Raw genomic sequence first — 17,155 nt, 5'->3', positions numbered from 1 at the left:
TTGCACGCGGTCGCGCCGCACCTGTCGGAGAACGGTCCGGAGAGTCAGGCGTTGGCTACGGCGAGCCGTTCCGACGTACAGGCAGGGCTGGAGGGGCTGCGCCGGGACCAGCGCCGGTGGTTGATGCTGCGAGTACGCGACGCGATGTCCTTCGAAGACGCATGCGCCGCCATGAACCTGAATTCCGAGCGGGCAAGGGCGGACGCCCGCGTTGCGGAGAAGCGGGCGATCCGGGATCTTGCCCAGTCCATCGCCGCCGCGCTCGAGGAGCGGAACAATCCGGAATCGCGCTTGCTGCGCGCCGCGCAGGAGCCGAGGAATCGGCGGACGTTGGAGCGAGCGATCGCGAAACTGTCCCCGGCGCAACGGCAGTTCGCTGAGCTGCGGGTCCTGCAATCGCGCGAGTGGCCCGCGGTAGCGGCCGAGATGGGCCGGGAACCGGCAGAGCTCTCGCGTATCAGAAAGCGGGCCGTGGAGCGGTTGTCGGATGCGCTCACCGGCGTCCCGCGTCCGGACGCCGACCCGAACTGGGACGCTGTCGAGGACGCGTACCACGAGCGCAACGACGAGTTCGCTCGGCACCTGGCCAGAATTCCGGTCGCTCGCCGTGCGGTGATCGAATTGGCTCTGCGGGGCAAAACGACCGAACAGATCGCCGCCGAACTGCATCGCAGCGAGAACGCGGTGCGCAAAGCACGCAAACGAGCTGCCGACCAGCTGGCGAACCTACTGTCGGACAGCGCGGTACCGCTGACCGTGGACGAGGCTTTGGCGGCGGTGCTAGAGGCAGATCACGCCGCGCTGGAGCCGCTGCTCGGACATCTCACCGCGAATCGACGGCTCGTCATCGAGGGTGTGCTGCAAGGTGACACGCTCGCGGAGATCGCCGCTCGGATCGATAGCACTGAGAGCGGCGTACGCCAGCAGCGCAACCACGCCGCGCGGCAACTGGCGGACTGGCTCGTCAACGGCGCACCGGAAAGCGTCACCGCAGCCGATTCGACCGTCGACGTGGCGGAAGCCGATGAACGAGCCGAGACCACGACGACCGCGGAGCCGGGCTCCGTCGACAGCAGCCCCGCGATGCGGTTGGTCAGAGACCCGGCGAACCGAGATGCCGTGCTGGCAGCGGCGGCGAAGCTGTCGCCCGCGGCGAGGGAATTCGTCGAGCTGCGGTTCGGACAGGGCCTGAGCATCCCTGAGATCGCCGCGCTGACCGGGCGTAAACAGGCCGCGTTGTGGACTACGCAGTACCGGGCCGTTCCGAAGCTTGCCGACATGCTGTCCGGCGGCCCCGACCCGATACCGTCCGGAAAACCGGGCAACGCTTTGAAGCTGGTACAGGAGACCCAGCGGACTGACAAGAAAGCGCTGTCCCGGGCGATGCGGGTGCTCGATGCCAACGAAAAGCGCGTTGTGCGACTGCGGATAGTCCAGGGCATGACGCGTGCCGAAGCGGCTGAGGCGATGCACCCACTGACCGTGAAGTCCGTCGACAACATCTTCGGTGAAGCCGTGCGGAAATTGGCCGGCGAGTTGACCGGGCGTCCTGTTCCGACCGATCCGGAATGCGCCGCACTGGTTTCGGCCGCTCCGCGGGAAGCTCTGCGGCGCAACCTCTCCGGGCTCACCGAGCTGGAGCAGCGGTTCATCACTCTGCGTCTCCTCGAGGGTCGCAAACACGTGGCCATCGGCGCTGCGCTCGGGAAGTCCACGTCCGCGATCCAGAATCTGCAACGTCGCGCCTACGCGCGAATGGCGACGCTGCTCATCGAAGATCTCGGCACCGAATGGAGCAACTCCATCCGCGACGCCATCCGGCAGCCGAACGTCGAAGAGGACCAGTCCGCGGCATCGCGGCGGCAGCCCGCCTCGCAGGTGGCACCGGCTTCGGGATCCACAACCGCCGGGCCCGGCGACGGCACTGTCCCACCGATATTCGTCGCGGCGCAACGCAGCGGCACTCTGTCCGACGCGATGGCTCAGCTGGCCGAGGACCAAAGGCAGTGTCTGGACCTGCGTTTCGTCCAGGGCAAGTCGATCAAGGCGGTCGCGCAGCAGATGGGGCGCACCGAACGTGCCATCGCCAACCTGGAGCGCCGTGCTCTCGGTGCCCTCACACAGCACCTACCGCAGTATCTGCGCGACCTGCATCTTCCGACGACCACTGGCCGCCGGGCCACCCTGGGAGACGTCGCAGGTGCTACCGGGCTGAGTCTGAGCACGGTGAAGCGTGCGTTGGCGAATGATCCAGCGATACGTCCCGAAACGGCGCAACGCGTCATCGATGCCGCCGAGCGGCTCGGTATCCGGTCCGGGACGCAGCGGAACACCTTCGCCGACAACGCATCGGCGGGCGCACGCCCACCGGAGAACCGTTCGCTTCCGGATACGGCGTCGCGCGGGGTCGCCGAGCCCGGCGCGATCACCGGGACGACGGATTTCGTAGCGCAGGCCGCACCGCGGGAGGACAGTCGCCCGTCCGATACAGCCCCGAAGAACTGCGCCCCGGAAGCCCAGCGTTTCACCCGGCAGCTGACCGGCGACTCCACCATTCGCACCCTGCCGGACGACGCGGAAACCGCGCTCGCCGGCACGGATCCGGATGTCTTCGCCCAGCACATGGGCGGCGACTGGCACCGGGGCGGTTTCACCTCGCTGGACGAGGCCGCCGCGCTCGTGCGCGACACCGGCGCGGTGGTGAACGTGGTGGTCGAATACTCCAGCAGGCTCGCCGCCGGTGATCCGGTGGGCGCGCACGTGATGGTGCTGCACCGCGGGCCCTCCGGCGCGGTGATGGTGCACGAGAAGGTCGACGGCGTGGTCTCGGACTACGAATTCGAATTCGGCCGAGAGCACCCGGATGTCGCGGGTGTGTACGGAATCGTCAGGAACGACAACGGTTTCGAAACCCCACTCGAAGAAGGACAGCAGCCGTCGCCCCGTGCGGGCGTGGATCGTCCGCACACCAGAATCGGCGCGCGTGATTCCGGGCCGACGCCGCGGGCGGTGCTGGAGGAGGCGGGCGTCTCGGCGCTCACGGCCTTGCGTGCCGACAGAGCCGGCTTCGCCCTGCGACCCGCCGCGATCAGCATGACCGACGAGGGCCTGTCGATAACGCTGGCGCTCACCTCGGCGGGGGGGCGGCCAGGCAGGGTGACGCTGCTGCTCGCGGTGGACGGCGACGCGGTCGTGGCACGGTATTCGGAGATAGATCTCGGCGACGGCGACTTGGATCCGAGCCCTGGTGCAGACCAGGCGCTGGTCGACGCGCACGAATCGGTGGTAGTGCCCTGGCTGGCGGCGCGGGGTGTCGACTTCGCAGGGAATCCCGGCGGCGGTGCGGAAACGACGGTCGGAGAGCAGTCGACGGAGGACGTGAGTTCCCCGGACTCGCGCGCCGACGACCGGCTGTCGGAACCGCCCGTTCGAGACTCCGATATCGTCGCGCCGAGCAAGCCCGAGTACGAGAAGGCGCTGCCGAGCGAGCACGACGCGATCGGCGATGCGACGGTCGTGAAGCTCACCGTCGACTCCGACGGCCTGTTCCGTGACTCGGACGGTCGGCTGTACAACACGCGCAGTGAGGGCGGCGATCCGTTCGTCATCGGCACTGCCCCCGGTGACTTCCGCACTACACCGGACGGTACGCACTCGGACGCGTACGACTCGTACGAGGATCCCGGGCAGGGCGCTGGCGGTTACGGTGTCGCGGAGATCGTCGAGGGACGGCTCGTCTCGATCGTGCCGTTCAGCTTGGTGTTCCACGAGTCGAACTACGACCCGAAATTCGTGGCGCAGCTTCGATTCGAGCTGCACCGCATGGGTGTCGATCTGCGGACGGTGCCCTTCTGGAACTACCCGGGCGGCTCCACGGTGCTGGAGAACCAGGGTGTGGTCTGGGCGGACGGCGCCGCGATTCCATCCCTGGCCGACGTCACGTATTTGGTCCAGCACGAACCGAGTCGCCTGTTCGGCGGCTACGGCGACTTCTTCTGGGTGTCGGTGCATTCCACGTCACCGGTGCCCGGCGGGTTCGAAATGACCTTGGACCTGCACCCGGTCCGCGGCGAGCCGGGGCGGATCACGGTGACCGTCTCCTCGGACGGCGACACCATGACCGCGCGGTACACCGATGTCCAACTGGGTCGAGAGCCCGAGCGGACCGGCGCGGTCTTGGAGGCGTTCCACCAGCGATTCACCTCGTGGCTCGATCACTGGGGTGTGCCATGGGACGGTGGCGGCACGGAGTCCGATGGGCCGCGGCCGAGCCCGGTTCCCGACGTCCCGCCGAATTCGCCTGCCGTGCCGATGCCGCCCACCGACAGCGACGATCTCGACGAGAACTCCTCCGCTGCAGTGGATTCCGAGCCGGTGAGCGTGTGGCTCGACGGCGTCTCGACCATCTCGGTCGGCGAGCTCCTCGACGGCGGAGGCCGGCACGCGGCCCAGTTGGCGGGCGCCGGAACGCATTTCGCGACGCGCGTCGAGAGCGTGGACATGCGGCACGCCGCCACCGTGGACGGGCCGGTCGACACGCTGTCTGTGACGTTGGCGCTCGACCTCGCGCAGGGTGGCTCGGGCCGGGTCACGCTGGAATTCACCCGTGACGCGAACGGCGCCACGATGCGGTACCGGGATCTCGAGCTGGGTTACGCGGGCGTCGACACCAAGGACCCGGCTTTCCAGCCGGGTTCGGTTCCGATCCGGCTCGCCGACGCGTTCGTCGAAATGCACGAATCGGTGCTCCTGCCGTGGCTCGCCCAGTCCGGTGCGGTGTTCGAGGGGCACCCCGGGCACTATGCGGAAACGACTGTGGGCGAGGAGGTTACGGATACCGAGCGCCCCGACGACCTCTACGAACACGACCACGCCAAGAGCGAGCGCGTCCGTCCTGCGGGAATCGCGAGGCGCTGGCTGCGGGATCAGCTAGCGGCAATCGGCTGGAGCGCCGACGCACCCGTGCACCTCCAAATGGTGTGGCTGGCGACCAGCGAGGCGGTCGCGAACTCCCTGGAGCACAGCACCGGTCCGGTGCGGGTCACGATGCGCGTACTGCCCGGTGCCGGTCAACTCGTGGTGCAAAGCATCGACAATGTCGCGAGCCACCCACCGAGTGGACCGATCCGCGAGAACGCCAACCTGATGGAGGGACGGGTGGCGGCGGCGGAGGAGCGCCGCCTGGCGGAGGAGGCCGCCGCGAAGCGGGCCGCCGAGCCGGAGCTGTTGCAGGGCGATGACCTCGATACGTTCTTGGACGGTGTCGATGAGGACGCGATCGCGAATCTGGATTTGGAGGCGCTGGCGGCCGGGGATGCCGATGCCGATGCGAAGCCGGAGTTGTTGCAGGGTGATGAGCTCGATGCGTTCTTGGATGGCGTCGATGAGGACGCGATCGCGAATCTGGATTTGGAGGCGCTGGCGGCCGGCGATGCCGATGCCGACGCGAAGCCGGAGCTGTTGCAAGGTGATGAGCTTGATGCGTTCTTGGATGGTGTGGATGAGGACGCCATCGCGAATCTCGATCTGGACGCGCTGGCCGCCGCCGAAGCCGACGACAACGAAGCACCGGCGAGGCCCGAGCGAACCGAAGCCGAGAAGCAGGACGCCGCGGCATACGACGAACGCGGTCGCGGAATCCAGATCCTGCACACTCAAACCGACGCCTGGGACTACGCGCCGCTCGCGAACGGCCGCGGCAAGTCGATCTGGTTCATCCGCTCGATGGCCGACAGCGACCCGGATCCCGGCACCGACCCCGACCCTGGCACCGATCCGGCCGAGCCGACCGATCCGACTGCGCCGCAGGGTGATACGCCCGCAACCCCGGAAGCCGACACCGGCGACCAAGGCGTCGACCCCGCCCCGGACTACCCCTCCCCGGACGACGTGCACCGCGCCGAATTCGAGCAGAAGGTTCGGGAAACGGACCTCTCCTCCCCGGAGTCCGTGGCCGACGCGCTGTACGAGCGGGTCGGGCGGGACGCGGTCACCGAGTTCTACGACGCGCGGGTGTCCGGGCTGAAGACGGCGGAGGTGCTGCGGGCGCAGAACTTCGTCGCGTACACCGGCGCTTCCGCGTTCTTCGTCTCGGCGGACGTGGCCAACCTGAGCGGCCTCAACGCGTTCTGCAACAACCAGGCCGAGGTGGCGAACGCGCACTATCACGGCATCGCCACCGCGTTCCGTACCGCGCTGGAGGACTCCGGCGGCGTGGTGATCCCGATGCGCACCGGCGGCGACGAGGTCGGCGCGATCGTGCTCGGCATCGACGAGCGGACCCTGACCGAGATCGTCGCCGAGGTGAATCGACGCGTCACTGCCTATGCTCGGCAGGAGCGGCTCAGCGAGATCGAGCACCCGAAGCATCCGGGTGACCCGGCCTATCGCGGTGTCGGCCTGCACGTCGGGTTCACCGAGATCGTGCCCGGCTTGACCCCCAAGGACATCTTCGACGCCGCCGACCTCGGCGTCGACGACAGCAAGAACGGGAGGACCGATGTCGCAGGAGAGCCGCGACGAGCGGCTGGGGCTGACCGGGCTGGATCCGGAACAGCGGGCGCGACGGATCCAGGAACTGGAACGCGAACTGGCGGAGAAGGTAGCGGCGGCCAAAGCGGCACTGCGAGCGGACCGGAAGCGGCGCCGCGAGGACTCGCCCTCGGCGGACTGAACCGCAACCTCGCCGCGCTCGCCGGATACCCGTCGCCGGACGAACTGCGCCGCTTCGCCTTCGCGGAGGGTTTGCACGCCCTGGGTGAGTTGACCCCCGAACTCGTGGCGGAGGCGATGTATCGCCCGGTCGCCCGGGACGAGGTCACCGACTTCTACGACGCCCGGCTCTCCGGCGTGAAGACCGCCGAGGTGGTGCGCGCGCAGCGGTTCGTCGCCGAAACCGGCGCGCCCGCGTTCTACCTGTCCGCCGATATCGCCAACCTCGGCGGCCTCAACGCGGCGATGAACAACCGGGCCGCGGCCGCCAACGTGCACTTCCGCGGCATCGCCGAGGCGTTCCGTTACGCCCTCGACGTGGCGGGCGGCGTCGTCGTGCCGATGCGCACCGGCGGTGACGAACTGTCCGCCGTCGTCATCGGCATCGATCAGGAAACACTGACCGGCATCCTCGCCGAAATCGACGCCCGGGTCGCCGCCTACACCGCCGAGCACGGCCTGGACGTGATCGAGCACCCGAAGCACCCGGGTGACGCGGCCTACCGCGGCATGGGCCTGCACGTCGGGGTCACCGAGATCCTGCCCGGCCTCACCCCGAAGGACATCTTCGACGCCGCCGACCTCGGTGTCGACGCCAGCAAGAACCGGGCCTACGAGTCGGCCGACGCCCAGGTCGATCAGGATGGGATCGTCGACGGACTCCGCAAGGCGCCGGGTTCGCTCATCGGTCAGCTGCTGCCCGAGCTGTCCACCTACGAGATCGTCGGCGACGATCCGACCGCGACCCTGCTGCCAGGGGAGGCCGCCGTCCTCCTGAAGGAGACGTCGCCGCCGTCCTGGGTGCAGGAAAAGGCGAACACGCGCACCGCCGCCCGGCGTGCGCTGGCGGAGCGCGGCCACGGGGAGGTCGAGATTCCGCGCGGCCCGCTCGGCGAACCGGTGTTCCCGGAGGGGCTGGTCGGCAGCCTCACCAACAAGATGATCGACCGGGCTACCCAGCTCAACTACTACGCCGCGGTGGTGGCCGACGCCGAGCAGTTCCGTGCAGTCGGCATCGACGCCGAAGACAACCGGTCCGTCCGGCAGATCATGTACGGCACCGGCCGAGTCGAGGAATTGCTCTGGGCGCAGGAGCAATTGGACTTTCTACCGGACAGCGGCGTGGCCTGGGACAAGGTGCTGTTCTCGATCAAGGAGAGCATCTTCAAGGCCTGGTACACCGCGACCGGTGACCGGAGTCTGCGCCTGAAACACGTCTTCCAGGGCTCGCTGGTCACTTTCGACATGAAGGCCGGTACGTTCCACGTGCAGCTGATGGTGGAGGCCACCGGTAGAGACGGCCTGCCGCTGACCGAGATGCACGGTCGATTCGTAGTGCGCGGCAACGCGATTCTCACCGCGGCCCTGGTGCCCAACACCGCCGAAGCCACCCTGGAATCCGCGACCGCCGAACCCGCGGCCGACCCGAGCGCCGCCCGCGCCGCCTACGCCGAGGCCGCCTACGCGCTGAAGTGGCTGCTCATGGCGCGCGGGTACAACGCGCACGGCATTGTCGAACTCGCGCCGCCGCTGGGCGCCAACCAGATCGTCGCCACGACGCTGACCGACTGGGGACAGACCCACCCGCAGGCCCTCGCTTCGGACGCCGAACTGCGCACCCTGTGGCAGGCCGTCCAGCTGATGTTGCCCCAGGGCGAGCACGCGCAGATCCTGATGCCCGTCCGGGTGCCCAACCAAGGCGACCACGCGGGTGTCCTGGAGCTGACTCTGCACGAACACCTGCTGTGGGAGGCGCACGGCACACCGTTCGACCAGGCGGCCGACGCCGACCGGCTCGCCGAAATCGTTGCCCCGCAACGCCTGCGAGCACTCGCCGCCCTGATGCCGAACCCCGAGTCGGCCCGCATCCTGCACGCCGTCGCCGAGGTGCTCGCCAACCACCCCGCCGCGGCCAACGCTCCCGCCACCCTCGCCCCGGTAGCCGACCGCGCTGTCCACTACGACAAGAACCTCGCCACGGGCACCGCCGAGGTGGCTCCGATCAGCCTGGATCTGTCGCGCGCCAGGTCCGCACCGCAGCGCACGGGCGACAGCGCTCTGGATTGGAATGCCGCGCACGCGGCCGGGATCGGCGGTGCGATCGGCGCCACTGCCGCGGCGAATCTCACGGGTGCGGACATCGCACAGGCCGCCAAGGGGCTTCGCGGCTGGGACGGCGCAGCGCACGATCCGCGTCTGTCCGGACTGCCGGTCCGGAACCCGGCGCCCGCGGCCGTCGGGCAGATCGGCGACAGCGCGCACGGGTTCAGCGAGCCGGATGTCGTCGCGACGCAGCCGGTTCCCTCCGAAGCGGACACCGCGACGCTGCCGATCGCCGACTGCGTCGACCGGTCGCTGGGACGGGTGGTCGCGGATCAGGGCGATGTCGCGGGGCGGCCGGATCCGGAAACCCGGAGTCCGTTCGGGCGGCGGTGGCGGGACGTGCGGGCGCTGCTGCGTGGGGCGCGGCCGGAAGGGTTCGATACCGCCGGGCCGCACGAGGCGCACGCGAACCTCGTCGAAGGCCTGATCCACCAGGCGGGGCCGGGGGCGATGGCCTGGGTGCTCGACCAGCGCCACACCGCGGACCAGCAGACCGGAATCGGTGCGCACGCCTACACGGTGAAGTACCTGGGCGACAATGTTTTCGAGGTCGACGGACAGCGCGTCACCTACGAGGGCAAGCCGGACGGCGACGGGCTGGCCTGGTTCCGGACCGCCGCGGGCGACCGGGTCTCGCTGGCCGAGCTGACCGGCGGCTCCCGCGCGGAGACCGCCGCCACCCGCGCGGTCGTCTGGCGCAACGGCCGAGTCGTCCAGAACGTCGGCGATCGCGCCGCCCCGCTGCCCGAGGACAACCTGCTGATCGGCGCGACCGCGTCGGATCAGGCCGGCGCGCAACCGGACCCGGACGACCCGTTCGCCGACGAGCCGCGGACCCGGAGGATCGAGCTGGCCGCGCAGCCGCCCGACCCGCTGCTGGGTCCGACGGTCGTCGGCCTGCCCGGTGACGCCACCCACCCGGTGTGGGAACTGCTGTTCCGCACCGCCATCGGCCAGGAGGCCATGGCGATCCTGCACAACGCCGAAGCCAACGTCCAGTTCGGCGACCGTGATCACTTCCACGGCCGCATCCGCCAGATCACCATCGACACCACCGGCCGAGGCCTCATCGCAGTGGCCGAGCAGGTGATCGCGCACGCGGCCCGGATGCAGGCCGTCGCGGCCGACGCGGTGGAAACCGAACCCATGCTGATCCGCGATATGGACCGGGACGCCTTCGTGGAGCCGTGGCTGCGCGCGGAGGCCACCGCGATCGCCTGGCAGGCCGAGTTCGATCAACAGGTGCAGGACGCCGGTTTCGCGCGCACAGACCTGCTCGGCGTCGATCCAGCCGACCTGGCGTTCCAGCAGAACCTGTTCGCCCGCTACTTCGCCGCCTACGACAGCGCGCAGGTGGCGCCGGGCACCGATGACGCGCTGGCGAGCCGCGCCCGGCGGGTGGCCGGGGTCGAGGCGCTGCTGAAGAGCGCGGAGTTCAGCACCGCGACGGATCTGCGCGAAACCCTCGAGAGCCAATGGGAGAGCCGCCAGGACATGGGCCGCGGGCTCGAGCTGACGGAGCGGCAGGTGCGCGAGCGGCAGCGCCTGATGCGGATCACCGCGGCGCTGCAACGGGAGATCGACGCGCTCGAGACGGCTTGGGATCAGGTCCAAGACCAAGTGCACGCGATGACCGCGAGCAAGGTCGCCGCGATGCCCGACACCACGAATCGGGTGGCGCGACTGCACTACGTGCTCGACGTGATGTCCGATCACTTCCGGCGTTCCGAGGTCCGCATGTGGCCCACGCACAGCCGGGAGCAGATGGGCGCGCTGGTCGAGCTGACCGAACTGTGGCAGGCGGCGCACGCGCGCGCCGTGGCGGTGGGCCGCGCCATCGATGACATCAACGGGCGCCCACGCCGAGAGGCCGCGGTCGCGCCTGATCTGGAGATCGCCGACCGGGCCGTGCTGCCGTCGCTGGAGCGCACGGCGAACCGCGAAATGATCAGCGTCCGAGCCGAATTGCAGTCGACCGAGACCGGTCGCTGGGCAATGCGGACCCTGGAGCGCCTCGGCGTGCGGATCCGGTTCGGCTTCGACCAGATCGGAACGACCGACGTCGGTCGCGAGAACTTCACCCGCGAATCGGGCTACGACGCCGTCACCAACACTCTGGTGCTGCCCTTCGGCCGCGGCTCCATCTCCAACGCCGAGCAGTTGGTCGTCGCGGCGCACCTGGCGCAAGCGACGCGCGCGGGAAGCGACCCGCTGGTCCTGCTGACCGAAGGCCGCGCCGACTACGTCACGGCGATGCTTGACCTGCGCGCCGAGGCCCAGGCCCGCCGGTTCCACCACCGCCGCGAAATGCACGGGTACAGCCGCTACACCGGCAGCCCGCTGGCGCAGGCCTACCACGCCGCCTACGACCGCGCCGAAAACCTGCTGCGCAACGTCTATTCGGTGGAGTCGAAGTACGACGGCCTCCGCAACGACAACCAGGTGCCGCGGGCGGCGATGCACGCGGTGGCTTACCGGTTCGCGGCCCGGACCGTTCGGGAGCAGCTGGCGACGCTCGGCCCGGTTGTCGACGGCGTCGACCTGGAAAACTTCTTCGGTTCGGAATGGGATCGCGCGCACGCCATTCCGCAGACGGCGGACACGCCCGCACCGGAAACCGCCACCCCCGCGGAGCACACGGACGCGCTGCTGGACCGGTACGCCGCCCGCTTCGTCGAGGCGATCCAGGAGCTGCGCGCCCAGCGCGCGCAGGGCGTGTTCGTACCGCTCGGCCCGGCCGAGCAGGCCTACCTGGCCGCCGAGGACAGCGCGGCGGATCGGCTCGCTGCGGTGCGCGCCTATCTGGCCGAGACCGGTCTGGTGGACGCCCAGATCGCCCTGGATCTCGCCCGTTTCGCCAGCGAGGATTTGAACCGGCGGCTGCCGTGGGACATCGAGGAGGACGCGGCCGCTCAACCCCCGCTCGACGCCCTGGAGGCCGCGATCGAGGCGGCCACCGCCTCCGAGCTGGAGACAACCGGTCTCGACTTCGGTGTCTTCGGCCGGGAGCTGGATCGCGTGCTGGCCGAAAACCCCGGCGCGCAACGGGTTGTCGACGAGGGCCCGCTCGCGGATCGGCTCGCCCTGCTCCCGCCGCGTCCGGGCAGCGACAAGCCACGATTGCTGGTGCTCGCCGAACCGGGCGAGCACGTCGGCTTGCTGCGTGATCTCGAGCTGGAGCAGCCCGATTTCGACGGCGTGCTGTGGCGGGGATCGCACGAACTCGAATACCTGTCGGTCACGAGGGGACCCGACGGCGAGGTCGTCGTCGCGGACATGCCGCAAGACGACGCCGAAGGCATGTTCCGCGCGCCGCGCTACGACGAGGTCGCGCCGATGCTGCTGGATCACTATCTGCGCTATCGGCTGCGCAGCGAAGTGGATCCGGACTTCACCTTCGATCTCGATATCCGGCAATGGCTCGAGCTGCTCGGGCCGGATGCCTTCATCGCCGCGGGTACCGCCCATGCCCGGGTGACCCACGGGTTCGAGCACGTCGGCTTCCGGATGGTGCAGGCGGACCCGTCGATCACCGAGCCGCATCCGGCGGCGGTCGGCCACCGGCTGGTCACTCGCCAGATCCCGCTCCCGATCCGGGATTTCGGCGACCGGCCCGCAGGCAAGTTCGTCGACACGGACCTGCCCATCGGAGTGGCGTCCTTCACGCTGCGGTCGCACGCCGACGGCGCGGGTGCCTGGCGGGTCGCGCCGCCGAATCACGCCGGTCACCCTGCGGATGTGCTGTCCAAGTGGTTCCAGGGGATGACCGGCACCAGCCCTGACCAGTTGGCCGAGCGTATCGCCCAGCTGCTGCTGGACGGGTCGGCCAGGATTGCGCCGCTCGCCCCCGCCGCGCTCGTCGAGCTGCACACCCCGAAGCCGGAGATCGACAGCACACCCACCGCGGCTGGGGAACCGCGGGCCGAGAGCGAGAGCCGCTCGGCGGAATCCGAGAGCCCGGCGGCGAAGCGGAGCTTCCTGCGGCGTTTCGCCGAGCGAATCCGCCGTCCGGGTGCCCCGACCGCCGGTCCGGAGACGAGCGGCCGGATACCCGGCCAGCGCGCGGCCTCGGACACTTCGGATGGCGGGACGGGCTTCCACCTGCCCGAAGCCGGTGCGCCGCTATCGAATCCGCGCCCTGCTGAGGACTGCGTCCGGCAAACCATGCGCACCGGCCGCGCGGTCGGGCTGGATGTCACCGTGCCCACCGAGGCGAAACTATCCGGTCGGACCGCGCTCGAGGTCGAGGAGCAGTACGCGCACGGCCGGATGCGACCCGCCGATTCCCGGGACGCGATCGCCGCGCGCCTGACCGACCGGGACGACCCGGCCACCGCGATGCTGGTGGTCGAGGAGTACTCGATCGGCGGCATGAATGTCGCGCACCTGACCCTGTGGCGGCTGGTCGACGGGCAGGTCATGGTCAGCGATCCCAATATCGACGACGGCGCGTGGCGCGAGCACGTGCCCGGCACGGTCACGCCCGGGTCCCGCAAGGTCTCCGCAATCGCCTACGGCGCCAATGGAAAAGCGCTGCTGCCGAGCACCGAGCACGCCGCCGATACGGAGGCCCACCCCGATGCGCTGATCACCCATCGCGACCTCACCCCGCGGGAGGTCGAAGTGCTGGATCTGGTGGCGGCGGGCCTGACCAACAAGCAGATCGCGGAGCGGTTGACGCTCGCGGACTACACGGTGCACAGCCACCTGACCAGCATCGCCATCAAGCTCGGCACCGGCGACCGGGCCGCGATGGCGGCGATCGGCGTGCGCGGCGGCATCCTGCCGTTCTCGGATCCGGATGTCGACATGAAGCTCGAGGGCGGGCTGCACCCGGACGCGCTGGACGACGTCCAGCTCGAGGTCCTGGCTCTGGTCGCGGACGGCTGGTCGAACAAGGAGGCCGGGCTGGCCATGGGCACCACCGAGTCCGTGGTGAAGAACCACCTGGTCCGGATCGGCCGCGTGCTGGGCATCAGCAGCCGGGCTGGCATGGTGGCGACCGCGCTGCGGGCGGGCATCCTCCCCATGGACGCCGAGTTCGCCCTCCGGCCGCAGTCCGGCGAGGGGCGTACCGCGTTGAGCCCACGGGAGACCGAGGTGTACACGCTGCGTACCGCGGGGCGGTCGAACACCGAGATCGCCGCGGCGCTGGAGATTTCCGAGCACACCGTAGCGACCTATCTGGCCCGGATCGCGCACAAGCTCGGGGTCGGCGAGGTGGCCGGGTCGGTCGCGGGAGCCGAGACGATCACCGCGATTCCCACACCGGGCACCTCCACTCCGCCCCGGTCGGTCACGCCCGCGGTGCCGCACGAGCCGACCATGATCGACACAAGCCCCGCCGTCACGGAGCCGCTCGACCAGGCGCCGACCATGATCGGCATCGAGCAGCCGCGCGGCGCCGAGTCCGAGGTATCCACGAACCAGCAGGTGTCGGGGCCGTCCGCCGAGGCGAGCGAATCGAGTCTCGGTGGGCGGAATCCGGCGACGCCGACTCAGATCGTGCCCACCGCCGAGGGGCCGGAGTATCTCGGCGCGGATCCGTCGTTGCCGGACGCCGTGGTGCCGGGCCGGGAGGTCGAGGGTCCGGAGTATCTCGGACCCGAACACACCAAACGGCCGGAGTACCTCGAGTCGTCGCAACCGCGGAACGTCGTCCTACCGGACGGTTTCGGCGAAATCATCGAGGGCGTAGGCAACTTCGACGGCAACGGCCGCACCGCCGACGACGGCGTGCTGACCACCGAGGCGGCCTGGCACGCGGTGCAGAACATGCTCCGGGCGATCATGCTCCCCGGGACCGGCTGGCATCGCGACGGCCACTTCATGCTGCCCGACGGCCGCACCGTCTACTTGCAGGTCGACAGCGCCATCGGCGACGAGGTCGGAAGCTTCCAGCTGCGTCCCGGCGGCGCCGCGTTCGACATCATCCTGTCCGACCGGCTGCGCACCCGGGACGTGCCGCGTGCCGTCGCGTACATGCTCACCCGCATCCGGCAGCTGACCGACCCCGAATTCCAGCACCCCGGTCCGCGCTTCGCGGAACTGAAAGTGCTCGCCACCCAGCTGGATCAGTCGATCTTCGACCCCGCCCGCAGCAAGCTGACCCCCGAGATCCGGGCCGACTTCGACGACCTGATCGCGCACCTGGGCATGGACGCGGATTCGGTCGGTCCGGCGGCGCAAGCGCTTGCCGCCCACGATCCGGAGCTCGCGCGCCGGATCGGGCTGGAATACGGTGGCGCCGTCGCCTCCCGGCCCGTCTTCGGCAAGACACTGACCGACCCCGCGTTCCAGGAGGCCGCGCTCACCCACCTCGGCCAGCTGGCGCGCTTCCTGACCGGCGAGCACGCCTCCGAAGTGCTGATGGCGGAGGGGCTTTCGCTCAATGCCCGGATGCGCGAGGAGCAGTGCCGCCGCCTGTTCGAGCCGATCTTCGCCAACCGCGACGTCAGCACCATCCGCAAACAGCTCGAAGCGGCCGAACTGTTCAGCGCCGACGACCTGGTCGCCGCCCTGGCTCCGATCAAACGCGCCTTCAACGATCCGATGCCGCCGGGTTGGCGGGCGGCCGCACTGGACGCCGCGATCACCGAGGTGCAGCACACCCCGGGCCACATGCAGCAGATCAATCAGGCCATCGACTTCGACCGGATGCGCCAGGCGGCCCGCGCCTACACCCAGATGCCCGACCGGGTCGGCGGCCTGCTCGATCGGTCCACCGGTCAGGTGTACTTCCCGACCACCGCCGTTCATCCGGGCGGGCAGACCATGTCCATGCTCGACTTCTTCCACGCCATGGACCGAGCCAACCGGGGTGCCGAAATGGCAGGCTTGGACATCGAATACGTCGTGGTGATCCATGACGAGGCCAACGGCCGGTCCTCGATCGACGTGCTCTCGCGTCCGCGCGCGCAGTATCGACTGCCCGCCGAGCAGAGCCATCCAGTGCGGTTCGTGCCGCGCCCGTCGGTGCCCGCGGCGGTCGAGGGCGGCCATACCGTGGATGTGGGTGTCGGGCGCGGCGGGTTCGCCGTCGAATTGACGCCCGCGCAGGACACCTCCGGTCGCGGCCTGATCCTGCAAACCGAACTCCCCATGGATTACGCCGACGCCGGCCAGCGCCGCCGCAACCTCGGCATCCTCGACGCCGGTCCGCTGACCCGCCCGGGATCGCTCATGGTGTGGGCCGACTTCCTGCTGCACGGCGCGGTGCTCAATATCGGCGGCAACGGTGGCGTGGCGCGCTACTACATCAACAACGTCAGCGCCCACTACGGTGACACCGACTACGACACCCTGGCCCGGCAATTGCCGCACACCCTGGTGCCCGGCGCGCACATCGAGATCCAGTGGGACATGAAGTCGGAACTGGTGGAAGGTGGCGAACCCGGCGACCGCGGGCATATCCAGGGCGACAAGCTCATGCTCGCCATCAGCCGCGTGCTGCCGCCCTCGGCCGCGGCCGCCTTCGAGGTGATCGAGCACACCGAGTTCGCGGGCGACGGCAGCGACGAATACCTGTTCACCATCGACACCGGCGCCAGCAATGTGCTCAACCCGGACGCCATGGCCAAGTATTCGCCGCCGCAGCCCACCGACCGTATGGTGATCGTGTACAAGCCCGCCGGTTACCGACCGGCAACGGCTGATCGCGAAGGTGGTGCGCGGTAATGGCGGAGATCGAGGGCGTGCGCGAGTGGCTGGACCGCTCCGCCGAGTTCCTCCGCGGCCAGATGCGCTGGTTCGGCGCCCAGCTCGTGCCCGGGTCGGCGCCGTACGTGGTCGTCCCGAAACATCCCAGCCAGGTGGACTGGGCCGATCCGCCCCGCCACCGGTTCGAGGCCTTGGCCAACCTGTCCGGCCCGCCGGATCCGTCCCGTGCCGACCGCGCCGCCCAGGTGCTGCACACCGCGGGCTGGGCCGTGCACGTCCAGCGTGATCCGCAGGCCCCGACCGTGGTCGTCGTCCGCGGCGATCGCGAGGGCTACTGTTTGCAAGCCCGTATCGAGGACGGCTACGGCGGCATCGTCCTGCTCGGCGAAACCCCCAACATCCAGCTCTACCAGCCGGATCCACCCCCCGCCCGCCCCGCCCCGGCCGTCACCCAGGACACCGTCAGCGACGGCGCCGTCCTCTGCTACGAATGCGACGGCCAGGGCCTGTGCCCCACCTGCCACGGCACCGGCTGGACCAAGGCGCCCACCGCCACCGGCCGCCACCGCTGCCGCACCTGCCAAGGATCACGCGCGTGCCCGATCTGCGGGGGAGCGGGCGAACTCCGCATCACCGAGTTGTCCGACGACGACCGCATCCACTACCCGCACATTCCCTGACC

2 protein-coding genes (1 of these 2 cut by a window edge) are annotated in these 17,155 nt (G+C 69.7%); both read left to right on the top strand.

Going from position 1 to position 17,155, the window contains the following annotated elements; genetic code table 11:
• On the top strand, positions 1-16,491 hold the 3' portion of the coding sequence (locus AB0H49_RS01325) for a sigma factor-like helix-turn-helix DNA-binding protein (RefSeq protein ID WP_357245879.1). The gene continues 27,102 nt to the left of window position 1, outside the view; only the last 16,491 of its 43,593 coding nucleotides appear in the window; its start codon lies beyond the left edge, outside the window; its stop codon occupies positions 16,489-16,491.
• The gene (locus tag AB0H49_RS01320) at positions 16,491-17,153 is read left to right on the top strand and encodes a hypothetical protein (protein WP_357245876.1); all 663 of its coding nucleotides are present in this window, start codon (positions 16,491-16,493) and stop codon (positions 17,151-17,153) included. Before AB0H49_RS01325 ends, AB0H49_RS01320 begins: the two co-directional genes overlap by 1 nt.
• Positions 17,154-17,155 lie beyond the last annotated feature (2 nt).

The sequence above is a fragment of the Nocardia sp. NPDC050713 genome (assembly GCF_040654315.1).
Taxonomy (GTDB): Bacteria; Actinomycetota; Actinomycetes; order Mycobacteriales; family Mycobacteriaceae; genus Nocardia.
Note: the sequence above shows the minus strand (reverse complement) of the source record. Positions and strands in the feature narration are given on the sequence as shown.

Coding starts and splice junctions, on each gene's coding strand:
- AB0H49_RS01320 (WP_357245876.1), top strand. CDS start 16,491: ATGGCGGAGATCGAGGGCGTGCGCGAGTGGCTGGACCGCTCCGCCGAG.